19 protein-coding genes are annotated in these 25,408 nt (G+C 65.3%); 14 read left to right on the top strand and 5 right to left on the bottom strand.

From position 1 onward, the window contains the following. Positions 1-213 precede the first annotated feature (213 nt). The 5 genes from GEV06_22960 (at position 214) to GEV06_22940 (ending at position 7,477) form a co-directional block, all read left to right on the top strand. Positions 214-981 carry an RraA family protein gene (locus tag GEV06_22960; GenBank protein ID MPZ20742.1) on the top strand — a complete coding sequence of 256 codons (768 nt, stop codon included), beginning with the start codon at positions 214-216 and terminating at the stop codon, positions 979-981. 85 nt (positions 982-1,066) lie between these two features. After that, on the top strand, positions 1,067-1,462 hold the full coding sequence (locus GEV06_22955) for a hypothetical protein (GenBank protein ID MPZ20741.1): 396 nt from the start codon (positions 1,067-1,069) through the stop codon (positions 1,460-1,462). Between the two features lie 95 nt (positions 1,463-1,557). Continuing rightward, positions 1,558-2,796, top strand: coding sequence for a hypothetical protein (locus GEV06_22950; GenBank protein MPZ20740.1), 1,239 nt, complete (start codon positions 1,558-1,560; stop codon positions 2,794-2,796). After that, the gene (locus tag GEV06_22945) at positions 2,787-4,382 is read left to right on the top strand and encodes an efflux RND transporter periplasmic adaptor subunit (GenBank protein ID MPZ20739.1); all 1,596 of its coding nucleotides are present in this window, start codon (positions 2,787-2,789) and stop codon (positions 4,380-4,382) included. The genes GEV06_22950 and GEV06_22945 overlap by 10 nt, the downstream gene beginning before the upstream one ends. Before the next feature lie 11 nt (positions 4,383-4,393). Further along, the gene (locus GEV06_22940) at positions 4,394-7,477 is read left to right on the top strand and encodes a CusA/CzcA family heavy metal efflux RND transporter (protein ID MPZ20738.1); all 3,084 of its coding nucleotides are present in this window, start codon (positions 4,394-4,396) and stop codon (positions 7,475-7,477) included. 113 nt (positions 7,478-7,590) lie between these two features. Here GEV06_22940 and GEV06_22935 read toward each other — a convergent pair whose 3' ends face one another. Further along, positions 7,591-8,529: a VWA domain-containing protein gene (locus GEV06_22935; GenBank protein MPZ20737.1), complete on the bottom strand. Its 939-nt coding sequence runs from the start codon at positions 8,527-8,529 to the stop codon at positions 7,591-7,593. Between the two features lie 628 nt (positions 8,530-9,157). Between GEV06_22935 and GEV06_22930 the strand changes: the two genes are divergently transcribed. Together GEV06_22930 and GEV06_22925 are read left to right on the top strand one after the other, a co-directional pair. After that, positions 9,158-9,505: a PadR family transcriptional regulator gene (locus GEV06_22930; GenBank protein ID MPZ20736.1), complete on the top strand. Its 348-nt coding sequence runs from the start codon at positions 9,158-9,160 to the stop codon at positions 9,503-9,505. 8 nt (positions 9,506-9,513) lie between these two features. Continuing rightward, the gene (locus tag GEV06_22925) at positions 9,514-12,147 is read left to right on the top strand and encodes an FtsX-like permease family protein (protein ID MPZ20735.1); all 2,634 of its coding nucleotides are present in this window, start codon (positions 9,514-9,516) and stop codon (positions 12,145-12,147) included. A gap of 125 nt (positions 12,148-12,272) precedes the next feature. On the opposite strand, the gene GEV06_22920 is transcribed toward GEV06_22925, so the two are convergent. Further along, positions 12,273-13,109: a hypothetical protein gene (locus GEV06_22920; protein ID MPZ20734.1), complete on the bottom strand. Its 837-nt coding sequence runs from the start codon at positions 13,107-13,109 to the stop codon at positions 12,273-12,275. Between the two features lie 128 nt (positions 13,110-13,237). On the opposite strand from GEV06_22920, the gene GEV06_22915 reads away from it, so the two are divergent. Genes GEV06_22915 through GEV06_22900 form a run of 4 tightly spaced genes read left to right on the top strand, consistent with a single transcriptional unit; the run spans position 13,238 to position 18,246 of the window. Then, on the top strand, positions 13,238-14,557 hold the full coding sequence (locus GEV06_22915) for an NADH:flavin oxidoreductase (GenBank protein MPZ20733.1): 1,320 nt from the start codon (positions 13,238-13,240) through the stop codon (positions 14,555-14,557). A 40-nt stretch (positions 14,558-14,597) separates the two neighbouring features. Continuing rightward, positions 14,598-15,935 (top strand): sensor histidine kinase, encoded by a 1,338-nt coding sequence (locus tag GEV06_22910; GenBank protein ID MPZ20732.1) that lies wholly within the window; start codon positions 14,598-14,600, stop codon positions 15,933-15,935. Continuing rightward, positions 15,932-16,561: a response regulator gene (locus tag GEV06_22905; GenBank protein ID MPZ20731.1), complete on the top strand. Its 630-nt coding sequence runs from the start codon at positions 15,932-15,934 to the stop codon at positions 16,559-16,561. Before GEV06_22910 ends, GEV06_22905 begins: the two co-directional genes overlap by 4 nt. Beyond that, entirely contained in the window at positions 16,558-18,246 is a 1,689-nt protein-coding gene (locus tag GEV06_22900; GenBank protein MPZ20730.1) for a CRTAC1 family protein, read from the top strand. Before GEV06_22905 ends, GEV06_22900 begins: the two co-directional genes overlap by 4 nt. Here the strand turns inward: GEV06_22900 and GEV06_22895 are convergent. From GEV06_22895 to egtB, 3 genes are all read right to left on the bottom strand, one after another. Further along, positions 18,243-19,250 carry a hypothetical protein gene (locus GEV06_22895; protein MPZ20729.1) on the bottom strand — a complete coding sequence of 336 codons (1,008 nt, stop codon included), beginning with the start codon at positions 19,248-19,250 and terminating at the stop codon, positions 18,243-18,245. The genes GEV06_22900 and GEV06_22895 overlap by 4 nt on opposite strands. A gap of 159 nt (positions 19,251-19,409) precedes the next feature. Further along, positions 19,410-20,390 (bottom strand): L-histidine N(alpha)-methyltransferase, encoded by a 981-nt coding sequence (locus GEV06_22890; protein ID MPZ20728.1) that lies wholly within the window; start codon positions 20,388-20,390, stop codon positions 19,410-19,412. A 53-nt stretch (positions 20,391-20,443) separates the two neighbouring features. After that, on the bottom strand, positions 20,444-21,751 hold the full coding sequence (egtB, locus tag GEV06_22885; GenBank protein MPZ20727.1) for an ergothioneine biosynthesis protein EgtB: 1,308 nt from the start codon (positions 21,749-21,751) through the stop codon (positions 20,444-20,446). A 173-nt stretch (positions 21,752-21,924) separates the two neighbouring features. Here egtB and GEV06_22880 point away from each other — a divergent pair, with 173 nt between their 5' ends. The 3 genes from GEV06_22880 to GEV06_22870 all read left to right on the top strand — a co-directional run bounded on the left by GEV06_22880 (position 21,925) and on the right by GEV06_22870 (position 24,620). Next, positions 21,925-23,334, top strand: a complete 1,410-nt coding sequence (locus GEV06_22880) for a PQQ-binding-like beta-propeller repeat protein (protein MPZ20726.1) — start codon at positions 21,925-21,927, stop codon at positions 23,332-23,334. A 131-nt stretch (positions 23,335-23,465) separates the two neighbouring features. Next, entirely contained in the window at positions 23,466-23,786 is a 321-nt protein-coding gene (locus GEV06_22875) for a heavy metal-binding domain-containing protein (GenBank protein ID MPZ20725.1), read from the top strand. A 27-nt stretch (positions 23,787-23,813) separates the two neighbouring features. Beyond that, on the top strand, positions 23,814-24,620 hold the full coding sequence (locus tag GEV06_22870; protein ID MPZ20724.1) for a hypothetical protein: 807 nt from the start codon (positions 23,814-23,816) through the stop codon (positions 24,618-24,620). The last annotated feature ends 788 nt before the right edge of the window (positions 24,621-25,408 follow it).

Here is a 25,408-nt window from a genome sequence, read left to right as displayed (position 1 = left end):
GAGGGGACATTTCTATTTCGCTAAGAACGGGGACATTTCTATTTCGCCTTGACAGTGCGGATCGTAGCAGGTGACAACGGCTGCGCATCGGCTTAGCATGTCGCAGCGCAAGTAGGCGTATCGCGCACCAGCGTCGAGATGAACGAGGAGGTGGCCCGTCAGGCTCGCGTGCCAGGGACACCGTGGGTCGAAGCGTCGGGAGGAACACAGTAAATGAGTAGCGTACGTGTCACGATGAAGGCTCGATTCGGGATCGGTGTGGTGTTGCTGCTGGGCATGGCGGCGCCCGTCTCGGTGTGGCAAGCAGCACCGGCGGTCGAGGCGCCGGCCGATCCCCTGATTGCCGGCTTCGAGCAGTCGACCGTTGCGTCGGTCGCCGATGCCGTCGATCAAATCGTCGGCCGCCGGGGGTACCTCTCACACGACATGCGGCCCTACGTTGCGGGGACGTTCGTCGGTCGTGCGGCGACGGCGCTCGTCAAGCCGGCGCCACCGGAGAAAGCGACACCAGCCCTCGCGGTGAAGCACTCGGTTGAGATGATCGACGCTGCGAATCCAGGGGACGTCGGTGTGATCGTGATGGAGGGATCGCTCGACGTGGCGGCCATTGGCGGGCTCATGGGCACGGCGGCGAAGGCCCGCGGCATGGCCGGCATGGTCCTCGACGGCGCGGTGCGGGACGTGGCCGAGCTGCGCACGCTCGACCTGCCGGTCTTCGCCCGCTCGGTGTCACCCGGCACAGCCGTGGGTCGCTACGCCAGCGTGTCGAAGCAGGTGGCGGTCGAATGTGCCGGTGTGACAATCGCCCCAGGCGATATCGTCGTCGCGGGAGAGGACGGCGTGGTGATCGTCCCGAAGGACCGTGCGGCCGAGGTGCTCGAGCGGGCGCGCGAGATCGACGAGCGAGAGACGAAGATGGTCCCCTTCATCAAGAAGTACCGATCGCTCCAGAAAGCCGTCGAGGTCTTCAATCGGATTTGACGTTCAGGCCGTTATGCGTGACGTCAAGCATAACTCAGGGCGCCATGGTTGCAGCCCGCACGCCCGCTCCGCTACACTCGAAGTCGTGCGTCGTCTTCTGGCCGCGCTTCTGGGTGTCTGTCTGCTCTCCGTAACGGCGCAGGGCGCGACGCTACATGTTCACCTCTACGGCGACCACGATCACCCGGAGCACCACCACGGGCTCGCTGCGCATCACCATGGAACGGGATCGCACCCACATGACTCGGGCGTCCGGCTCGAGCAGTGCGATCCAGGGCAGCATGTTGTTTCGCTGACCCTCGCTCTCGACCCGACACTCAAGGTGCCGGCGCCTGCCGCCGAGCCAGTCACAGCCGTCCTGCCGATGAGGGGCCTGTACTCGTGCGGTGCGGTGCCACTCATCGACCTGCGAGAGCATGGCCCGCCGCCTGTTGCCGGCATCTCACCTCGCGCCCCGCCCGCTTTGATTCCCGCCTGTTGATGATGTGACCGGCATCATGCCGGTCGACGTCTGTCCACCAGTTCTAGGTAGGGCCGCCTCGCCGAGGCGGCCGTGACGAGTACCCGAGGAGTGTCATGCCGACCAAAGACCGGGTGTGCACCTGGCTGGCGTTCGGCCTTTTCGTCTCGGCGCCGGCGTATGCTCAGGTTCGCACCGAACAGGAGATCGTCGAGCTGATCGTGACTCAAGGTTCGCATGCCAGGGCGATTCGCGCGGAAGCAGAGGTCACCCAGCGTGAGCAACGTGCTCGTACCGTCCTTCCGAATCCCACGGTGACGTACGCGCGCGAGGGCGCCGGCTTCACCGACTTCCTCCAGGTCGAGCAGTCGCTGCCGCTCTTCGGGGCGCGGGCCGCTCTGGCACGCGCCGGTGTGGCCGCCAGCGCCGCTGCTGACGCCGAGCGGGACGCGCGTCTCTGGGCACTACGCTCGCAGGCAAGCACCCTGGTTGCGCAGCTCTTGGCCGAACAGGAGCGGCTCGAGGCCGCTAAGTCTGTCGTGCGCGAGGTCGAGCGGCTGATCGAGGTGCTTCACGTTCGTGAGCGAGAAGGCGAGGGGTCTCGCTTCGATCGGCTGCGCGCCGAGCAGGAGCTGGCAGATCTGCGACGAGGCGTGGTCGATGCGATGGTGGCCCTGGGCGAGGCTCGCGCTGCCCTTGCCGCACTGCTGCCGGACGGCACCGCCCTCGCTGCGGTCCGTGGTGACCTGTACCAGGAACGTATCGTGCTGCCGATCCAGACCTTGGTGACGCATGCAGCGCGGGCGCGCGCCGAGCTGCGGGCCCTTCGGCTGGATAGTGAGCGGTTCGATCGTGAGGCGGCGGCCGCCCGGCGCGCGCGACTCCCGAACCCGACGCTGGTCGGTGGCTTGAAGCGCGCCGACACCGAGAGCGGCCGCGACCGGGGCAGCGTATTCGCGATTAGCATCCCGGTCCCGCTGTTCGACAGCGGGAGCCGCGACGCTCAGCGGTGGCAGGCAGAGCGGACGCGTGTCGAGGCCGAGCGTGCATCGCTTGTCCAGCAGATCCAGGCCGAGGTAGCCCGCACCGCCGAGGCGCTCCGGCTGCGACAGCGCGCGCTGGTCGAAGAGCAGCCGCATCCGCAGCGTGGTCGGCCTGAGAGCGCTCCAGCCGCGTCGGAGCTCATCCACATCGCAGAGGTTGCCTATCGAGAGGGTGAGGTTGGCATCCTCGAGTTGCTCGATGCCCAACGGACTGTGTGGCGCGCGCGGTCTCGTGCGATCGACATGCGTCTCGACGCTCGTCGCGCCCAGATCGCGCTCGAGCGAGCCATTGGAGAGACCCTATGGCCATAAAGCCGTCACCACAGACCTCCTCGGCTCCGACTCCGCTCTTCGAGCGTTGCCGCGGCGCGGTCCGTTCCGTGATCGCCCTGACCGGGTTGCTGCTCGTTGCGTGCGGGCCGTCGTCTTCTTCCTCACCGGCAGCCGAGGACGTCACAGCAGCGATTAGCGTGACGCGTTGGACCGACAAGACCGAGCTATTTGCGGAATACCCACCGCTGGTGGCCGACCAGACGTCTCGCTTTGCGATTCACCTCACGAGGCTCGATTCGTTCGCGCCTGTGGAGCAGGGCGCTGTCGAAGTGCAGTTGCGTGCTCGCGGGAGCCAGCCCGAGGCGTTCCGTGTCAACAGTCCCTCACGACCTGGCATCTTCGGAGTCGACGTGCGCCCGGCGCGTCCAGGACGACACGCGCTCGTGATCCTGCTACGCACGGCTGGCCTCGCCGACGAGCATCACATCGGCTTCGTCAGCGTGCATGCCAACGCCGGCGCGGCGTCCTCACCGGATCGTGAGGTAGAGCAAGACGACGCCATCAGCTTCCTCAAGGAACAACAGTGGACCCTCGACTTTGCGACCGAGGTTGTTCGCGAGGAACCAGTGCGAGCGTCCGTGCGTGTTCCCGCGGAGATTGTTGCGCGCCCGGCAGGTACGGCTGATGTCGCTGCGCCCGCGGACGGCCGCTTGGCCGACGTCGCGGTTGTGGAGGTGGGCGCGACCGTAACGAAAGGGGACGAGCTCGCGCGTCTCCTGCCGGCGCCGGCGGCGCCTGACCAGCTTCCCCAGCTCGATCGCGCGCGCGCGATCGCGGCCGCCTCGGTCGAGCTCGCGCGGCGCGACCGCGCGCGTGCCGAGCGGCTCGTGGAGGTTGGCGCGGCGCCCCACAAACGGCTCGAAGAGGCTCGCACCGCAGAAGAGCATGCGACAGCGCAGATGCGTGCGGCCGAGGCGAGCCTCGAGCACTACGGCGTCTCGCGCACAGGGAAGGATGCGTCCGCTGACGCTGGCCTCTTCGTGCTGCGCTCGCCGATTGCTGGAGTGATCGCGGCACGTCGTGCCGCGACGGGCGCGAACGTCGCAGCCGGCTCGGTGCTGTTCCAGGTCGTAGACGCCTCGCTCGTGCACGTGTTGGGACGCATTCCGGAGGCCAACGCCGCGCAGGCTCGGCGAGTCCGCTCTGCCGAGATCGAGGTTCCGGGACTCCAGCAGGTTCTCACCGCCGATCGCCTCGTCAGCGTGGGGAAAGTGCTCGATCCGCAGTCACGCACGCTGCCGATCATGTTCGTGCTCGACAATCGCCAGTTGCAGATTCCGGTTGGCCAGGCCGTGTTCCTGCGTCTCCTGATGGAGGAGACCGCGCCGAAGGCGGTGGTTCCTACGACGGCCATTGTCGACGATGGCGGGCGGCCGGTCGTGTTCGTGCAGTGTGAAGGAGAGTCGTTCGAGCGGCGGCCTGTGACACTCGGCCTGCGCGCCGGCAATCTTGTGCAGGTCATCGAAGGTGTCGTGCCAGGCGAGCGCGTTGTTACCAAGGGTGCATATCTCGTGCGGCTGGCATCGCTCTCGACAGAAACACCAGCACACGGTCATGTCCACTAAAGCTCACCACTGTGATTGATGCACTGATTCTCTGGTCGTTGCGCCACCGGGGCCTCGTCGTGGCACTGGCGGCGGCCTTGCTCCTGTGGGGCGGATGGACGACGTCCCGCATGCCGCTCGATGTGTTGCCGGATCTGACGGCTCCGACCGTCACGGTAATTGCCGAAGCGCCCGGCATGGATCCCCTCGAGATCGAGGCGCTCATCACGTTCCCGATCGAATCCTCACTCAACGGTGCCACTGGAGTAAGGCGCGTCAGGTCGGCCACGGCCGTCGGCGTGGCCGTTGTCTGGGTCGAGTTCGAGTGGGGCGAGGAGGTCATGCGCGCCCGGCAGACGGTGACCGAGAAGCTGGCGCTCGTATCGGCCTCGTTGCCCTCCGGCGTCGAGCCACCACTTCTCGCACCGATCTCCTCGATCATGGGCGAGGTCCTCTTCGTCGATCTGGAGTCGGATCGACACTCGCCGCTCGAGTTGCGGACCGTGGCCGAGACGGTCGTTCGCCGGCGCTTGCTGGCTGTGCCCGGTGTGTCGCAAGTGATTGCGACCGGCGGTGAGCAGAAGCAATACGAGGTGCTCATCCGGCCGGCGGCTCTCAGCGCGCACGACGTGACGATGACCGATGTCGAACAGGCGCTGGCGGCAGCCAATCGAAACGCCACGGCTGGCATTCAGGCGTCGGAGGGGCAGGAATATCTCGTTCGCGGGATCGGACGGCTCATCGACACCGCCGACATCGAGCAGGTTGTGGTCAAGGTAACCGATGCCGTACCCGTGCTGATTCGGGATCTGGGCGAGGTGCGGATAGGCGCGGCGATCAAGCGAGGCGAAGGCTCACACAACGGTCGCCCGTCGGTCATTCTTGGCATTCAAAAGCAGCCCCACATCAACACGCTCGAGCTGACCGAACGAATCGAGACAACGCTCGATGACGTCGAGCGCGCCCTCCCAACCGGGATGCGTATCGACCGAGGCCTGTTCCGGCAAGCAGACTTCATCGAGCGTGCGCTCGGCAACCTCTTTCGCGTTCTCCTCGAAGGCGCGGGCCTCGTCGTCCTCGTCGTGGTGATGTTCTTGATGAACGTGCGAGCCGCGGCGATCACGCTGCTGGCGTTGCCCCTGTCGCTCGTGGCGGCAGTGGTCACCATGGATCGCTTTGGCCTCACGCTCAACAGTATGAGCCTCGGCGGCCTGGCCATTGCGATTGGCGAGCTGGTGGACGATGCCATCATCGATGTGGAGAACGTGACGAGGCGGCTGCGCGAGCGGGTACATCAGGACGGGACACTCGCGCGACTCGATGTCATTGACATCGTCTACCGCGCCAGCAGCGAGATCCGCGGCTCGGTGGTGTTTGCAACTGTGATTGTCGCACTGGTGTTCCTGCCCTTGTTCCTCCTCGGCAGCGTCGAGGGGCGCCTCCTGAGGCCTCTCGGTTTTGCCTATGTGGTGGCGCTTGCCGCCTCGCTCGTGGTCGCCCTGACCATCACGCCCGCCTTGTGCTCCTGGTGGTTGCCGCGGTCGCGCCGGCTTGCCGCTGCCGAAGAGCCCCGACTGGCGCACTGGCTCAAGGCGCGCTATGAGCCATGGCTCCAGCGTATGTTGCCCCGGTGGCGGCTGATCACCACTGGCGCAGCCGTGATGCTCGCGACAGCCGTCCTTGCCATGGCAGCGGCCGGCCGCTCCTTTCTCCCCGAGTTCAACGAAGGCGCGCTGACGATCAGCGCGGTGACCATGCCAGGAACCAGCCTCGAGGATTCCAACGCGCTCGGCCGTTCCTTGGAACGGCTCTTGCTCAGCGTGCCTGAGGTGACGTCCACGGCACGGCGCACTGGTCGCGCCGAGCTCGACGAGCATGTGCAGGGTGTCGAATCGTCGGAGATCGACGTCCGCCTCGAGATGCGAGACCGGTCGAAGGCTCGAGTGCTGGAGGAGATCCGGGAAAAGAGCAGTCTCATCCCCGGGACGAACGTGACCATCGGTCAGCCGATCTCGCATCGGATCGACCACATGCTGTCGGGCACACGCGCGAACGTCGCGGTGAAGATCTTTGGCGACGACCTCAGGCTTCTGCGCGGTCTCGCACGTCAAGTGCAGGCAGGGATGGCGCAGGTGCCTGGCGTGGTCGATCTCGCGACCGAGGCGCAGGCAGACATTCCCACGCTGCGGGTTCGGGCGGAGCCTGATGCTGCGGCGCGTTACGGGTTGCGGAGTGGCGTCGTCGCAGAGGCGCTTCAAACCGCGCGCGTCGGCAGGCCAGTCGGTCAGGTGCTCGAGGGACAGGTGGCGTTTCCGTTGGTGACCCGTTACATGCCTCTCGACTCGGGTGACATCGACGCCATCGGCGAGACACAGCTCGACACGCCGAGCGGGGCGCGGGTTCCGCTCTCGGCCGTTGCGACGATTCGGCGAGATCGCGGGCCGAACTTCCTGATGCGCGAGAACGCGCAACGACGCCTGGTCGTGCAATGCAACATCGTGGGCCGAGACCTGCGAAGCGCAGTGAACGACATCCAAGGTCGCGTGGCGCAAGCGGTGACGCTGCCGCAAGGGTATCGCATCGAATACGGTGGGCAGTTCGAGAGCGAAGCGCAGGCATCGCAACAGCTCCTCTGGTTGTCCTTGGGCGTTGTCGTCGCGATCTTCTTCCTGCTGTCATCGGCCTTTGGATCGGCGCGCGATGGGCTGTTGATCATGCTCAACCTGCCGCTCGCCTTGATTGGTGGCGTGGCGGGCGTCTATCTCGCAGGCGGCGTTTTGTCGGTGGCCTCCCTGGTGGGTTTCATCACGCTGTTCGGCATTGCGACGCGGAACGGCATCATGCTCGTGTCCCACATTCGGCATCTTCTGGAGCAGGAGGCTGTGACCGACCTTCGCGCGGCCGTCGTCCGCGGCGCAACCGAGCGGTTGGTGCCGATTCTCATGACGGCGCTGGCGGCTGGTCTCGCGCTCGTGCCTATTGCGTTGTCCGCCGGCGAGCCAGGCAGCGAGATTCAAGCGCCAATGGCGATGGTGATCTTATGTGGGCTCGTCAGCTCGACCGCCCTCAACATGGTCGTGGTGCCGGTGTTGTACGAGCGGTTCGGCCGGCGCTAGGTAGCGACCTAAGAGAGAAGGGTACGGCGGGGCTTTAGAGCGTGAGAAATAATGGCCGTAGCGCAGGCCTTCAGGCCTGCCCATTGCGGCGTTGGCAGGCCTAAAGGCCTGCGCTACTGGGTGGCGTCGTCGTCGTAGTAGCCTCGCTTCGTGCGCGCCATGAGCCCACCTTGGCTCAGCTGAACCGAGATGTTGCGCCACTCGCCGTTGTTCTGCCGAGTTGCCGGCTGGTAGGCGAGCAAATACTGACTCGCGAGCTCTTCCTTGATGTCGCTATAGATGCCCTCGAGATCCTTGGGGTCTCGGGGAAAGAACACGCGACCGCCAGTTTGCTGCGAGAGGCGTCGCAGCACGTATGGCGCATCGCGCGGGTTCCAGGACATCGGCGCCAACTGCGGTCGACCCAACCCGATGCTGTAGATGATCGTGTCCGAGCGAGTGGCCAGATCGAGCACATCGTCGAGGCTGACCAGGCTCGACGTGTCTTCGCCATCCGAGAAGACCACCATCACGGGGCGGCGTTCGGCGATCGCGCGGTTCTTGGGCCGCATCTTGTTCAGCTCTTTCAGCATGACGTATATCGCGTCGTAGAGCGAGGTCGCGCCATCAGCTGTGGTGCTGCGAATTGCCGCTTCGAGCGCGATCCGGCTCGGCGATGGTCCATGGAGGATCCTGAGCCGGCTGTCGAAGCTAATTGCCGTGCCGAGATCGTTCGGCCCCAGCTCCTTTACGAAGCCAGCGGCAGCCTCCTGCGCAATCGGCAGCGCCTGCTGCATGCTCGCGCTCGTATCGAGGAGCAGCGCGAGCGCCAGCGGGACGCGCGGCTTGGTGAAGAAGCTCACAGCCTGCCGGCGGCCGTCTTCGAGGACGACGAAGTCCTCCTGCTCGAGATCGACGACGTAGCTCTCTCCGGGCTTCGTGACCGTGACGTTCAACACAACCAGATCGACGCCGCTGCGAAATGCGGGACGCTGACCGTCGAGCGGCGATCCCGCAAACGTCACCAACGCGATCGTGAGTCCGATCCAACCGCGCAGCATGGGGCTCCTCATGGTGTCGTTAAGTCCAGTTGGTCGCCTTCGCCACCGACCTGTCGGGCGCGCTCCGCGTACGTCGGCTCGCCCCACACCGTTGCCGCGCGGCGCAACAGCCCGCCGAGGGTGTCAGCGCCGAACGGGGCGTACGATAGTGCCACATCGTCCCATCAGATGGAAAGCAAGCGCGAGCGTTGGAACCCCCTGTAGCCCTGCTTGTCTCCGCTCGGTGGGGTGGAGTATGGCGATCCGGATGAGCCGACACCCGGCTGATGGCATTGACGGAGACATTACGTCTTTGCGAGGGCTCCGGTCAACTGGGTGTCCGAAGTGCGACAACCGTGTAATCCGGGGGTGAGCGTGGGGACTCTATTCGGCACGTAGCGACAACCGAATCGACACCGCGCGCGCGGCGGGCAGGGAAGTAAGAGGCCCCGAATGCGGCGACCATCGAGAGCATGGAGACGGCTCCGGACGTCAGCGGATCGGTCGGCGTCACGCCAACGACGATAGATGAGCGTGTAGGAGTGGTGGCACAAATGACGTGCCGAGTTCGGTCCAGACCAAGTCGAGGTCGTCTCGTGTTTCTGTGGACGTGCCACAGAACAACATGACATACTCTTGTGGCAGTGCCACAGGAGAAGCGATGACACGCAGACTCGACCTATTGCAAGGCACGCTCGACCTCATGGTCCTGCAAACGCTGGAGACAATGGGGCCGCTGCACGGCTACGGCGTCGCCCGCCGTATCGAGCAGGTGAGCCATGACGCCATTCTCTTGAACCAGGGCACCATCTACGCTGCGCTGGTCCGACTGCAGCAGCGCGGCCTCATTCGCGCCGCCTGGGGCAGCTCGGAGAACAACCGACGGGCGAAGTTCTATTCCATCACGAGAAGCGGGAAGAAGCGGTTGCGTGACGATGCGACCAATTTCGAGCGGCTGGCGGCAGTCATCGGCCGGCTGTTCGCCACCGCAGGGGGACGCGGGCGATGATGCAGCAGATGCGCCGGCTGGCCGCCAGCCTCGCGGCGACCTTCGGCAGGACGCGGCTCGACCGCGAGTTCGACGAGGAGTTGGCGGCGCATCTGGCGCTGCTCGTCGAAGAGAATCGCCGGCGCGGCATGGAGCCAGACGAAGCACGGCGCCGCGCGATGATCGCTTTGGGCGGTGTCGGTCCCACCCGCGAGCTGCACCGGGACACGCGTGGCCTTCCACTGTGGGACACACTGGCCCAGGACGTGCGGTATGCGTTCCGCACGCTCGGGCGGGAGCGTGGCTTCTTTGCGGCGGCGGTGCTGATCATCGGCCTGGGCATCGGCGCCACGACGGCCATCTTCAGCGTCCTCGACGCCGTCTTGTTGCGGCCGCTGCCATTTCGCGAGCCGGAGCGGCTGGCGCGCGTGGCGAACGCCGCCACGGGCGGGCTGTCCGCGGTCACCTCACGCAGCGCGAATCTCCGCGACTGGCGCCGGCGCAATGAGTCGTTCGAGGATCTGGCCGGCTACTTCGCCTTCTTCGACTACGGCAGCTACAACCTGGTTGGCCGCGGGGCGCCGGAGCGGCTGGTCGGCGTCGGCGTGACCGAGAACTTCCTGGACCTGCTGGGTGTTGCTCCCGAGCTGGGACGTAACTTCGTGCATGAGGAGTGCGTCTGGAACGGACCACCCGCGGCACTGCTCACGCATGGCCTGTGGGAGCGACGCTTCTCGTCCGACCGGGCGATCGTGGGGAAGGCAATCACGCTCAACGGCAAGGCGACGGTGGTGGTGGGTGTTCTGCCAAGATCGTTCGACTTTGCCTCGGTGTTCTCTCCCGGATCGCGGATCGATCTCCTCACACCGTTTCCGATCGCCGACGAGACCGACCGCTGGGGCAATACACTGGCGGTGATAGGGCGTCTCAAACCTGGCGTGACGACTGAGAGTGCGCAGGCGGAGCTGGATCTGATCAATCAACGGCTGCAGGAGGCGGATCCCGGCCGCTGGGGCCTGGGCGCCGTGGTCAGCCCGCTTCGTGAGCACATCGCGGGCCAGTTTCGCCCTGCGTTGATCGTGCTGGGCGGCGCCGTCGGACTCGTGCTCTTGATCGTCTGCGCCAACCTTTCCAATCTGCTGCTCGCGCGGGCTGCCTCCCGCCGCAAAGAAATCGCCGTACGGAGCGCGCTCGGCGCCCACCGGGGTCGGCTCGTCCGCCAAACGCTGACCGAGAGCCTCGTCTTGTCTGGATGCGGCGCGCTGCTCGGCGTGCTCGTCGCCCTCGCCGTCACGCGCGTCGTCTCGGCGACAACGGCTGTCAGCATTCCACTACTTCGCGCGGCTGAAGTAAATGTCACAGCGCTCGTCTTCACTGTGATCGTGGCGGTCGCGACGGGCCTCCTGTTTGGCAGCGTGCCCGCCTTGCAGATATCGGGCGGCGGCGAGCACGACGCGTTGAGAGACGCGAACCGCGGCTCGACCGGCGGCAAGCGGCGCACCTGGATTCGCGGCGCGCTGGTGGTCTCCGAGGTCGCGCTCGCCTGCATGCTGCTCGTGGGCGCTGGATTGCTGCTGCGGAGCTTTCTGACGCTCTTGGAGGTCGACCTGGGATTTCGACCGGAGCATGCCATCGCCTGGCGCGTCGACGCTGGTGACAGGTACCCGAAGCATCCAGATCGCGTGGTGTTCTACGAGCGATTGCTGAACGAGATTCGAGCCGTGCCCGGGGTGGAGTCGGTCGGCATGAGCGACACGCTGCCGTTGGGGCGCAACCGCTCTTGGGGGATTGCCGCGAAGGGTGCCGTCTATGCCAGGGGTGAATATCCCAATGCCTTCCCCCGCATGGTCGACAGCGGCTACATCGAGACGATGGGTATTCCGCTCGTCGCCGGCCGCGATTTCAGCGAGGACGATACGACCGACAATGCGAAGGTCATCATCGTGAACGAGACGGCGGCGCGCCGGCTGTGGCCGGGCAGGGACCCAATCGGTCAGCTCGCGATCTTAGGGGACGAAGAAGAATGGCGCGTTGTGGGCATCGTCCGCGACGTTCGACACAGCTCGCTCGAGGAAGAGGCATCCCCTGAGATGTACATGCACGTCAGGCAGCAAGAGGATTGGGGAGCTATCGATGTCGTCATTCGGACGACGCTGCCGGTCGAGAGGCTTGCCGCCACGGTTCGTTCGATCCTGCGGAAGGCCGATCCGGCGCTGCCCACCGACGATGTTCAAACGCTCGGCCAGATCGTCGACCGGGCCGTATCGCCCCGCCGCTTCGTCGTCTATGTGATTGGCGCATTCGCGCTCATGGCGGCGTTGCTCGCGTCCCTGGGCATTTACGGTGTCATCTCCTATGCCGTCACGCAACGGACCCAGGAAATTGGCATCCGCATGGCGTTGGGCGCGTCGCCCGGCAACGTGCGCAGGCAGGTGATTACCAACACGCTCGTGTTGGCTTCCGTGGGCGTTCTGCTCGGGCTCGCAGGATCGATCGCGCTCGCCAGACTCATGAGCTCTCTGCTCTTTGGCATCACGCCGGCCGACCCGCTCACCTTGGCAGTGACGGTGGCCACGCTGACGCTCATCGCGGGGCTCGCGGGATCGCTCCCGGCTCACCGTGCGTCGAGAACCGACCCGATCGCCGCGTTGCGGTCGGCGTAATCGCGCACGTCACGAATCACGGCGGCCCTGAAGGGCCGCCCTCCCATGAACGTGACAAGAGAACGGCGGTAGGGCGGGGCTTTCTTGGCCCGAGCGGAGTCGAGGGCAGCCCCGCCGATCATGGCTCAGCGCTGCTTGATCCTGACGCCGCCGTTGGTGGTTCGAACACGCACAGGTGCACCACCAGTACCGAGCGTCGTCGTCAGACCATGTCGCGTGTTGAGCTCACCCTGGACGGTGAGCGGGAAATCGGTGTGGAAGCCGCGGTTGACCGTGCGCGTTTCCAGCCGCGCGTTGTACGCCTCCGGAATGGCCAGCGTGACCCCACCGTTGGTCGTCTCGACGTCGAGACCCTCACCCTCCCACGTCTGACCGGCCAGCGACACGTTCAGGCCGCCGTTTTGTGCGCGGCCCCGCACGGAGCCAGACAAATCGGTGAGGTGCACGCCGCCGTTCTGTGTCTTGAAGCGCATGGTGCCGCCGACCCCGCTGATGGAGATACCGCCGTTGTTCGCGTCGAGCTCGAGATCGTTCTGCCGCGGCACGTGGACGCGGTAGCTCACAGACCAGCCCTCGCCGCCCGACCGGGCCGGCCCGTTCGCCCGAACCCGGTTGCCAGCGGTCTCCACCTCGACTTCGGCGGCGAGCGCCCGCGCCCGCTCCTCGGAGTGCGCGTGGGCCACGACGATGGCCTGGAGCTGGATGTCGTTCTGGTCCCAGCCCTCCACGCGGATGCCGCCGTTCGGGCCGGCATCGACGGCGAGCGCGCCCGCGGGAAGCGTCTCCTCGCGCGTCTCACAGTGCCGGGCGTGGTCGTCATTACCGCGGCCGCCGACGTCCGCGCAGGGGTCCTCTCCGCTGGCGGCCTGGGCTGGAGGCGCCATCTCCAGCGACCGTGGCGCGGCCGAGGCCGTCAGGGGGAGTAGCAAACAGGACAACACCAGAAGGCAGTTCTTATGCATAGCTCGGGTCTCCTCGTCTCCGTCAGGGGCTTGGACGGGGACGGTGGCCCGAAGGTTTACCCCAATACGGTTTTCGGGCCTATAGGGACCGTTCGCTGGGCTGGGTCGTAGCGTTTCTCTTTGTAGCCGTGCCAACTGACCCCATCTTCGAGCCGCTCCCGTTCCGCCATCTGACGATCAAGAACCGTATCCTCCGGTCGAACGTCTCCGGGCGGTTCGACAACTACGACGGGACGGGCACGCAGGCGCGCATCAATTGGGAGCTGAAGTTTGCCCGTGGCGGCGTAGGGGCGATCGTCTCGTCGTTCGTGCCGGTGACCATCCGCGGGCGCATCGTTCCCAACTACGCGACGATCAGCAGTGACGACAGAGTCCCATTCTGGCGGGAGCTGGGACGCCAGGTGCATGCACACGACTGCAAGTTCATCCTGCAATTGAGTCACGCCGGGCGGCAGCGGGACGTGCCGGGCATCGAGTTCGACCTGGGGCTCAGCGCCACCGATACACCCGAGCCTCTGCACGGGTTCGCATGTGAGCGCATGACGCTCGGTCAGATTCGCGAAACGGTGCAGGCGTTTGCCGATGGCGCTCGGCGGGCGCGCGAAGCAGGGCTCGACGGCGTCGAGCTGCATGCCGCCAACGGCTATCTCTTCACGCAGTTCCTGAGCTCCGCGATCAACGACCGCGAGGACGACTACGGCGGCTCGCTGGAGAATCGCGCGCGCTTCCTCCTCGACGTCGTGCGCGCGATCCGGACACACGTGGGAGCGGATTTTCACCTGCAGGTCAAGATCAGCGCCACTGAGCACAACGACGCCCTCCTCACCAAGGAGAAGCGCGGTAACACGATCGCCGAGTCGAAACAGGTCTGTCAGTGGCTGGAGGCGGCGGGCGTCGATGCGTTGCACGTGTCGACCGGCAGCTTCTTTCCGCATCCGCGCAATCCTGCCGGGGACTTCCCATTGGACGAGCTGGTCAAGACCTACGACACGCTCATCTCGAGCGGCATGCTGGCGTTGCGTAACTACCTGTTGTTTCGTGGCCGTCTGACGGGCGCCGTCTTTCAGCGCCGGTGGGAGCGGGCGCGCGGCGACCGCGACAAGATCCAGGGCATCAGTCTCCCGGACGCGCGCGCCATCAAAGAGGTGGTCACCATCCCCGTCATCTGCACGGGAGGCTTTCAGGATGCGCCAGTGATCAGGGCGGCGCTCACGAGCGGCGCGTGCGATGCTGTCAGCATCGCGAGACCGCTCATCGCAACCAACAATCTCGTCGAGCTATTCAAGAACGGCGTGGATCGCCCGCCCGTGCCCTGCACGTACTGCAATCGGTGCCTGGTCAATGCGCCGGAGAACCCGCTCGGCTGCTACGACGAGACACGGTTCGCGTCGCGCGACGAGATGGTGCGCGAGATCATGACCGTGTTCGACCCGCCGCCCTTCCAGTAGGCGAGGTCGAAAAGCGCCGGCCTGTTGTATTCTGCCGGCTGTGACACGCCCCGCTGCACACGGCCGATCGGCGACGGTGGGCCTCCTCCTGGGGCTCATCATCACCCTGGCGGCGGTGGTTGCATACTCCTGGTACATCACGAGGCAGCTCTCCGGGCTGCGAACACTCCAAAGCAATCTCGTCGACCGAAATCGCAGGGACTCGCTTCAACTCCTGCGCATCCAGAACGACCTCAACTCACTGGGCCTTGCGATGCGCGACATGCTGGACGGCGGCCAGCCATACCCGCTCACCGCCTGGTCCGCGCAATTCCAGCGGATCCGGGCCGATCTGGAGGATGCGCTGGCCCGCGAAGCGGAGGTCGCCGTTGCGAGCCGAACGCTCGACCAGCGCCGCTATCTCGCCAGCGCGTTCTCCCAGTTCTGGGACGCGCTGGACCGCACGTTCGCGCTGGCCCGTGACGGACAGGAAGAGGAGGCACGTGCGCAGATCAGGCTGTCGCTCCAGGCCAGGCAGGCGGCACTCAGCACCGCCGTAGCGCGGCTGCTCGTGGAGAACAACGAAAGTGAAGAGCAGGCGACCCGCCGCGTGCAGGAGATCTACGATCAGGTCGAGCGCCGAGCCTACTGGTTCCTCACAGCAACGCTGGTGGCAATCGTGGCCACCAGCGGTTACCTGATTCACTCGAATCGACGGCTGTTCGCCAGGCTGGCCCTGTTGTCGGACGAGCGGCGCGACCTCGCCCAGCGGCTCATTGCCACGCGGGAGTCCACGTTGCGCCACATCAGTCGTGAGCTCCACGACGAGCTCGGTCAATCGCTGACAGCGATGGGGTCGATGCTCGGCCGCGCCGGCCAGCAGGTTCCCGAGAGCTCCTCCCTGCGATCGGAGCTGCACGAGGTCCGTGAGATTGCCCAGACGACGCTCGACAACACGCGCCGGCTCTCGCAGACGCTTCATCCGTCCATCTTGGAGGAGGTGGGCCTGGAGGGCACGATCGACTGGTATGTGTCCACCGTCGAGCGGCAGCTCGGCCTCGTCGTATGCTATGAGCGCTCAGGTCGAACAGTGGCCGTTGACAGCGACACGGGTATCCACGTGTACCGGGTGCTGCAGGAAGCGCTCAACAACGTGGCGCGGCATTCCGGCGCCACGCGTGCCTGGGTGCGCCTGTGCTTCGAAGACGAGCACCTGGTGCTGGACGTCGAAGATGATGGCAAGGGATTGGACAGCGAGGCGCCTCGCGGTGGCCTCGGTCTCGTGGTCATGCGCGAGCGGGCCGAGCTGCTGCGCGGCAAGATCGAGCTCCTCCGGCCGCGCGGACGCGGCACGCTCGTTCGCCTGACCGTTCCCATTCGCCCTCCGGGGTCCGCGTGACCGAGAAGATCAGCGTCCTGCTCGCCGATGATCACGCGCTCGTCCGGCGTGGGTTTCGCCGACTGCTCGAGGATGATCCCTCGATTGTGGTCGTGGGTGAGGCGAGCACTGGCGACGAAGCGGTCCGTCTGGCCGCCAGCCTGAAGCCGCGTGTGGTCGTGATGGACTGTGCCATGCCGGGAACGAGCGGCCTGGCCGCCACGCGCAACATTCTCGCCGCGCACCCCGACATCGCGATTCTGATGCTCAGCATGCACAGCGAGGACACGCTCGTGCGCCAGGCGCTCGAGGCTGGTGCGCGAGGGTACATCCTGAAGGACGCGCTGGATCTCGACCTCGCACGCGCCGTCCAGCGTGTGGCGGCCGGCGAGACCGTCCTGGATGCAAAGCTCGCCGGTCAGACCGCACTGAAAGGCGAGCGGGCGCACGGGCTCACGGCCCGCGAGCTCGAGGTGCTGCAACTGATTTGTGATGGATTGTCGAACCGCGCAATCGCCGCGCGCCTCGACCTCAGCGTGAACACGGTGGCGGTGCACCGAGCCAACATCATGGAACGGCTCGGCGTGCACAAGACTGCCGAGCTCGTTGTCTATGCCATCCAACATGGGCTGGTGAGCCTGCTATGAACCGCCGCGACTTTCTGCGCCAATCGTGCGGTGCGGCGCTCTCGGGAATCGTGGTGCCGGCTGCGCAGCCACGACCGGCGCGCGGTGTACGGTTCGTGGACGTCACGGCCGCTGCTGGCCTGACGTTTCAGCACAATAGTGGCGCCTATGGAGGCAAGCTCCTTCCGGAGACCATGGGCTCCGGCTGCGCGTTCCTCGACTACGACGCAGACGGCTGGCAGGACATCCTGCTGGTCAACGGCATGGATTGGCCGGGACACGAGCGGCAACGCTCCACGCTGCGCCTCTATCGGAACAATCGCAATGGTACGTTCTCCGACGTCACCGCGAGCGCTGGTCTCGACGTCGAGTTGTACGGGATGGGCGTTGCCGTTGGGGACTGGAACAACGATGGGTTCCCGGACCTACTGGTGACCTGCGTCGGGCAGAACCGGCTGTTTCGCAATACGGGGAAGGGCACGTTCGTCGACGTGACCCGCGCGAGCGGTCTCGCGGGTCGCGTTGGGTTCAGCACGTCCGCGCTCTGGTTCGACTTCGATCGCGACGGGCTCCTCGATCTGTTCGTCTGTAACTATGTCAGGTGGTCGGCGGAGCACGACGTGTTCTGCAGCCTCGACGGCAAGTCCAAGTCCTATTGCACACCGGAGGCCTACCGCGGCGACACCTGCTGGCTGTTTCGGAATCGTGGTGACGGCACCTTCGAGGATGTCACCGCGACGAGCGGGATCTTCGACACGAGCTCCAAATCGCTCGGCGTCGCGATGCTCGACTACAACAGGGATGGCTGGCCGGATCTCTTCGTCGCCAACGACACGCAGCCGAACAAGCTGTATCGGAACATGCGGGACGGGACCTTCACTGAGGTCGCCGTCGAAGCTGGTGTCGCCTTCAGCACCGAAGGGAAGGCGCGGGCCGGCATGGGCGTCGACGTCGGGGAGGTCGATCGCTCCGGCCGGCCAAGCCTCGCGATTACCAACTTCGACAACGAGATGGTCGGGTTGTATCGGGCGGGCGAGCCGGGCGCCTACGAGGACGTGGCGATCCACGCGGGCATCGGGCGCGCCTCGCAACACACGCTCGGGTTTGGGTGCGTGTTCTTGGATGCCGACCTCGACGGCACGCTCGACCTGGTCGTTGCAAATGGACACATCGATGAGACCGTGCGAAACATCCGTGACAACGTCGGCTACGCCCAACCCCCGCACCTGTTCCTGAATCAGGGAGATGGCACGTTTCGCGACGCTGCGGCCGAGGCGGGCAGGGAATTCAACCGGCCGAAGGTTGGCCGGGGGCTTGCCTATGGCGACTTCGATCGGGACGGCGACCTGGATCTGCTGATGACCACGAACAACGGTCCCGCGTGGCTGTTTCGGAACGATCAGCGCGCGGGCAACCGCGCGCTCCGCTTTCGCTTGGTCGGGACCACATCGAATCGGGACGCCATCGGCGCGTCCGTCCGCATTTTCCATGGAGGCTCATCTCAGTGCCGGTGGGTGAAGAGCGGCTCGAGCTATCTATCGCAATCGGAGCTCCCCGTCACCTTTGGCGTCGGCAAGCGGGACCGCGTGGACCGCGTCGTCGTGACCTGGCCGAGCGGGAGAACCGAAGAGCACAAGAGCGTGACGACGGGGCAGACCTACGAGTGCGTCGAAGGCAAGGGGATCACGGCGCTCGATCGGTACTAGCTCTTCCCGAATCCCATTGAGTAGCTGGTGAGGAAGATGTGACGCGGGAAGGTCGCATCGCCCGCGACGCCGGTATACGGGTTCGGCCGGCGATTATAGTAATAGCCGATCGGCACGTTGAGCGAGAACGTGTGACGGCCCTTCGAGTAGCTCACGCCAGGCTCGATGAACATGGCGGTGCCGGGCCGGCGCCACCCGTGGCTGTCGCCAAACAGGTCGTACCGCTTCAATCCCTCGACCCGCCAAGCAAGCGAGGCGCTGAATCCCTTCCAGAGCGCCATCGTTCCGCCAAGCCGCGCCAGGTACTGATCGGGAACGGAGTTGAACGCGAGATCTTGATTCTCTGGCGTAATGGGAATCTCGAGGATCTGAAGGATCGATGGCGTATCGTTCGTATCGCGCGGATTGGCGAGGTAGCTTCCGGACCCGAACAACATGAGTCGATCGATGATCCAGAACGCCTGCGCGTCCATCATCACGCCCCAGCCGCCGTCGCCGGGCTGGACCGACTGATCGACGTACCGAAGCGCACTGGTCCCGTCGTTACGGCCCGCAAACCGGTCCTGCGCTCCATCGTTGCCGGTCGGGAGCTTGAGGCCTCCACCAGCGGCGACGTTCCAGTTGCGGTGCGTATCCGGATTGAACAACCAATACCGGCCGGTCACGCTGATATCGCCAAGACCCCGGCCGTTCTGCTCGACCTCGCGCCGCGGCGCGGGCAACGGCGACAGCGGATCTCGGTTGGCCCATGACGAATTGACGAAGGGCACACCGAGCGTGGCACTGAAGCGATTCGTGAAGACACGCGTGACGCCGATGTCGACGAGGTTCTGCCTGTTGGTGACGAAATTGGCGAGCGTTTGGCGGTGCACCTGCTCCTCGGTCCCGCTGTAGTGATCGTTCGAGACCAGATTGCGAGCCGAGATGCTAACGTGCCACTCGCCGGGCTGTTGATAGGGGTTGCTGACCGCGCCAAACACGGGCGCAGCATTTCGTATCAGCACTCAACCCTGCGCCCAGGCTGCCGGCGTCGACAAGAGCAGCGAGCCGACCGTTGCCGACGCGATGATCGCAAGGCGGACCGTCACGTGCATAGGTGTCATCCCTCCAAGACTCGATTGACTGTCGCAGGAGTTTAGAGAGATGAGGAACCGAGGACAATACTATGGATGCATTAGCGTGTGGGCGAAGGGCCACACGGTGTCTTGCCATTGGGCCACGCAACGATACCCTGCACGCTCGGCCATTGTCGCCACTTCCGAGGCGTCGAACTTGTGCGAGTACTCGGTCAGGATGGTCTCGCCGGCGCCGAGCTCTACGTCCAGCGCGGCCTTGCGAAGCCGGACGCGCTGCTGCTGTTGTGACTCGAGATACAGCTCGACCCGCCGATGGCGGGGATTGTACAGCACGCGATGCGCGAACTGCCGCAGGTCGAAGTCGCCATCCAGCTCGCGATTCACGCGGGCGAGGATATTGAGGTTGAACGCCGCCGTAATTCCCCGGGCATCGTCGTAGGCAGGAAGCAACGCCTCTTCCGACTGCTGAAGATCGGTGCCGAGCAGTAGCGCGTCGCCGGGACGCAGCAAAGCCCTGAGCTCCCTGAGGAACGCGTCGGCTGCGGGACGGTCGAAGTTGCCGATCGTGCTGCCGAGAAAGAGCAGCAGAAGGCGATGGTCGGCGGGCAGCCGCCGGACGACGGCATCGAGCCCGTCGAGGTAAGAGCGGGGAACCTCGTGCACCGTGAGCCCGTCGATTGCTGCCAGCTCGGCGCGACAGCGCTCCAGTGCCCAACGCGAGACTTCAATGGCGTAGTAGCTCGTGGGTTGGTGCCGACACAACGCCGAGAGCAGCACACGCGTGTTGTGCGCGGTCCCGCTCCCCAGCTCGGCCACCGCGATCGGCATGGTCATGAGCGCAGCGAGCTCGTCGCTGTGCGCCGTGACCAGCCGCTCTCCGGCACGGGTCAGGCCGTACTCCGGCAGCAGCGTGATTGCCTCGAACAGCGCGGATCCAAGGTCGTCCCAGAGGTAAGTGGACGATAGCGTTTTCTGGTGGTTCCGCCCGAGGCTCGCACGGACATCTCGCATCATGTCGGCGAGCGTGCTGCTGGCGGGCGAGACGGGCGACACCGCGGATGTGGGCATGAGTCCTAATCCAGTCGTGATGTGTGGTATGCCGGACGCGCCTGCTGGCCAGGTCACTCGACGACACAGCGGAACGCGGCGTAGACGTATGGATAGTGAGGCTGGAACCAGTTTCGGAATGGGCGCCGCACGAAGCAGGCTGCCGTTCGAGAGCAGCCACCCTTCATCACGAAGTGTTGGCCATCGAAGAAATCGGCAGAGTAACCGGGATAGAACGGGAACGGCGAGAATCCCGGAAACGGCGCGAAGACTTCGCGCGTCCATTCCCAGCCGTTGCCGAGCAGATCCATGACGCCGAACGCGCTCGCGCCGGCCGGATGCGCGGCCACGCTCACGGGATTCCACCGGACGAAGCCAAAGTTGCCGTGTGCTGGACTGGGCGGGTCGTCACCCCATGGGTAGGATCGTTCCAACCCGTCCGCACTGCCGTAGGCAGCACGATGCCATTCGGCCTCGGACGGCAGCCGCTTGCCGGCCCAGCGCGCGTATGCCGCCGCTTCGGCGTGGCTCACATACACCGGCCAGTCGGACGGGAACGGGACCTCCTGGAACATCGCGCGGAACAGCCAGCGCCGGCCGCGGCTGGTCCAGAAGCACGGATGCTCGATGCCGTCTCGGAGCCTCCATGCCCACCCCTCCTTGCTCCACAGCTCGGGCGCTTGATAGCCTCCCGCGCCCACGAACTCCGCAAACTGCGCGTTGGTGACGGGATAGCGATCGATCGCGAAGGCCGGCACTTGGACAGCGTGGGCACGATATTCGTTGTCCCAGCCGAATCCGTCCTCCTCGTCGGTCCGCCCTAGCGTGGCGGTCCCCGCTGGGAGGTCGACCATGTCGAGCTGCGGCGCCGGCGTGGATGGCACGCGCGGTTCGGCCTGCGGACTCTTCTCGTCATACGCCAACTGATGGACCAGATATGCCAGGGTCTCCGCGTGCATGAGTCGGTGCTCGACGGCGACCTCGAGCAGTCTCGCGTCGATGCTTGGCGCCGATGCCGTCTCGAGATCGCGCAGTCGCGTATCCAGCCGCGTGCGCGCATCCTGGGCGTAGCCCGACACGTCGGTGATCGTTGGCCAATCTTCCGGCTGGTCCGTTGGCAGGCCCCCGCCGACAGGGTCGATACCGAACGCAAAGAGCTCGTCGAATCGCTGGTGAAACGGCGTGAGATCGAGTGGCGCCTTCAGCAGGTTCCAGTCGAACGCTTCGACATGGCCCACGTAGAAAATGAGTCGGTGTCGCGCAGGGATGGGCCGTTGGTAGAGCGCCTCAGGCTGCACCAATCCGAACAGCGCATCCGTTCGTTCGCGAGCTTCCAACAGGCGAGCCATCAGAGCGCGCCCATCTGCTGATGTCGTTTGCATAGCGACCTCATTCGATGCCAGGTAACATCCGGACTGCTTGCTGCGGAAAAGCACCCGAAACCCAACGCGCATTCTAACAAGAGAACGGCCGCCTCGGCGAGGCGGCCCTACCTAGATATCGTCGACGCCTCACGGTATGATGCGGCGGTTGTCGCATTTGCCGAGGAGGTGTCGTGGTTGCGCGTGGATTTGTCATCGGGCTCGCGATGGCGGCGCTGGGAGGTGTGCTCCCGGCGTCGAGGGCCGGCGTTTCGTTTGCCCAGTCTGATTCCGAGGTACGACGTGCACGCCTCGGACGTCCCGGCGTCGACTGGCCGTCGTTCCGCGGGCCGACGGCGAGCGGTGTCGCCGAGGGGTTCGCCACGCCGGTGACCTCGAACGTCGAGGCCTCGAAGGGAGTCGCATGGAGGACTCCCATCCCGGGCCTCGGCCATTCCAGCCCCATCGTCTGGCAGGATCGGATTTGCGTCACGACGGCGATCAGCGGCAAGGCGGATGCCGAGCTGAAGGTCGGACTCTACGGGAACATCGATCCGGTCGACGACGACACGGCGCACGAGTGGCGTGTCGTCTGTCTCGACAAGGACACTGGGAAGGTGGCCTGGTCGCAGACGGCGCGTCGCGGTGCGCCCGCGATCAAACGGCACACGAAGTCCACGCATGCCAACTCGACACTCTCCACCGATGGCACGCACCTGGTCGCATTCTTCGGCTCGGAAGGGCTCTACTGCTACCGCCTCTCGGACGGCCGTCTATTGTGGAAGAAGGATCTCGGCGTTCTCGACTCTGGGTTCTTCCAGGTGCCGGAGGCGCAGTGGGGCTTTGCCAGCTCGCCCGTGATCCACGACGGTCGTGTGATCGTCCAGTGCGACGTTCAAAAGGATTCGTTCATCGCGGCATTTGCGGTAGAGGACGGCCGGGAGATCTGGCGGACGCCGCGGCATGACGTGCCAACCTGGAGCACGCCGGGCATTCTGCGAGACGGCGTGCAAGCGCAGCTGATCGCCAACGGCTGGCACGAGATTGCCGGTTACGATTTCGCCACGGGGAAGAAGCTCTGGACGATGAAGGGCGGCGGTGATATTCCCGTGCCGACGCCCATCGTCGGGCACGGGTTGATCTTCATTACGAACGCGCACGGCGATCTCTCGCCCATCTACGCGATTCGCCCAGATGCGACCGGCAACATCACGCTCCAGGGCAATCAGCGGTCGAACGCGCACATCGCGTGGAGCACGCCGCGCGAAGGCGCGTACATGCAAACACCCCTCGTTTACGGTGAGCACCTCTACACCAGCAAGGACAACGGTGTGCTCGGCGTCTACGAGGCGACGACCGGCACGCGCCTCTATCAGCAGCGGCTGGCGGATGGAAGGACCGGCTTCACCGCGTCGCCCGTTGCGGCGGACGGCAAGGTCTACTTCACCAGTGAAGAGGGCGACGTGTACGTCATCAAGGCGGGACCCACGTTCGAGCAGCTCGCAGAGAACCCGATGGGGGAGGTCTGCATGGCGACCCCCGCGATTTCCGAGGGGCGCCTCTACTTTCGAACGCGCGGCCATCTGGTTGCCATCGGGAATTGAGCCAGCCGCCACGATGGTAGGGCGCGTTCGCCGACTGGTCCGCCGTAGCGCGGAGCGCGAAGGCGTGAACGCGCCGTGCGAGAACCCGCAGAGCCGTCGCCTCGTCTTAGTTTGGAGAAGGAGGACCTAACGTGATCGTGACGACGACCGCGATGTTGGATGGACGGCCGGTGAAGTCGTATCTCGGCGTGGTGACCGGCGAAGCCATCCTTGGCGCAAACATCTTCCGCGACATCTTCGCTGGCATTCGCGATATCGTCGGCGGCCGGTCTGCGGCCTACGAAAAGGAGCTGCGGCGTGCGAAGGATCTTGCCATGCAGGAGATGCAGGAGCAGGCGCAGGCGCTCGGGGCGAACGCCGTCATTGGTGTCGACCTGGACTACGAGACCGTCGGCCAGGGCGGCAGCATGTTGATGGTCAGCGCCAGCGGGACTGCGGTCGTGGTTGATTAGGATACTCGGTGGGTTAGTATTCCGGGGATGAGGACCACATCACGTCGACGGCCCACGCTCGTGCTCGTCGTGCTCCCGATCGTTGTCGTCCTGGGCTTGGTAGGCCTACCCACCCATGCCGAGCAGGGCTCGGACACACGCTTCCGCGCCCTCGTGTTCTCCAAGGTCACGAACTATTACCACGAGTCAATTCCCAATGGTGTTGCCGCCATCGAGAAGCTCGGCGCCGAGCAGCGCTTCGAGGTGGTTTCGAGCGACGACCCAGCGGCATTCACCGACAAGAACCTCGCGACCTTCGACGTTGTCATCTTCAACAACACCAACTCGACGCCTGAAAAGGGTAGCCTGCTCAGCGCCGACGAGCGCGCAGCGTTTCAGCGCTACATCCGCGCGGGCGGTGGGTATGTCGGCATTCACTCGGCGTCTGGCAGCGAGCGCGACTGGACGTGGTACGGTGCGCTGGTCGGGGCGTTCTTCAAGAGCCACCCGCCGGTGCAAGAGCTCGAAGTCGAGGTCGAGGACCGTGGGCATCCCTCCACCAAGCACCTTCCCGAGACGTGGGCTCGCACCGAGGAGCCCTACGACTTCGTGATCAACCCGCGGGGCGAGGTCCATGTGCTCGCCACGTACGACACCGTGACGTACGAGGGGCACACCATGGGGGCCGACCATCCGATCTCATGGTGCCAGAGCTTCGAGGGCGGCCGGTCCTGGTACACAGGCATGGGCCACGCACCGTCGGCCTTCACCGACGAGCCGCTGTTCCTCCAGCATCTACTGGGCGGTATCGAGTGGGCCGCCGGTGCGACCGAGGGCAATTGCAGCCCTAGGTAGGGACGCCTCGCCGAGGCGTCCGCTGCCTCGCCGAAGCGGTCCTGACGGCGCGTTCGGCGAACACGTACAACGGCCGAATCCCGATCGTCAAGCATCATTCGTGAACTTGCCGCCCCCCAGTTCTTCTCGACGCTCCGCGACGCGTCGAGTTCCGTCCCCTGAAGAAGTCAACAGCGGCACCCGCGATCACGCCCCGCCGGCGGCACCGCTGCGCGTGCGCGGGAGACCGCCTTCCTAGCGACTCTTCAGTGTGCGGGCAGTCAGCGTCTCAGGGAGAACCGAGAAAAACCGGGGGGCGGCAAGTCGTTCGTGAAGGGTCGAAGTGGCTAGGAGTGGCGACGCCGTAGAGTCGCGAGTCCGCCAGCGGACAATACGAAGAGACACCCGCTCAGCGCTAGACGCATGCGGCCCGACCCTTCCATGAATGATGCCCCACCCAAGTAGAAGATAATGCACGCAAACAGCACAAGCTCCGGGCGTGAGCCCCGTCGCGCCAACGTCCGGACGCCGACGGCTGCGAGAAGCCACAGCGCGGCATTCCACACAATCTGGCCTGCGACCAGTAGCGCTTCAGTTGCGCCTGCTTGGCGTAAGAAGGAAGCGGCCGCTTTGGATGTACGGCGGCCTTCCCTTATGGCCTGAACCGTGTCGGCACCGCGAGGATGTGCAAAAGTCTTCAATAGATTTCGCCGTTCACCCGCGAGGGCGATTTGCCCCACTGATGCTGCGAATTCCTCGAGCGTTTCAACGGGGTACATCGCGAGTACGGATCGGCCTGAGTCTTGGTA

This window comes from Luteitalea sp. (assembly GCA_009377605.1).
Classification (GTDB): domain Bacteria; phylum Acidobacteriota; class Vicinamibacteria; order Vicinamibacterales; family Vicinamibacteraceae; genus WHTT01.
Note: the sequence above shows the minus strand (reverse complement) of the source record. Positions and strands in the feature narration are given on the sequence as shown.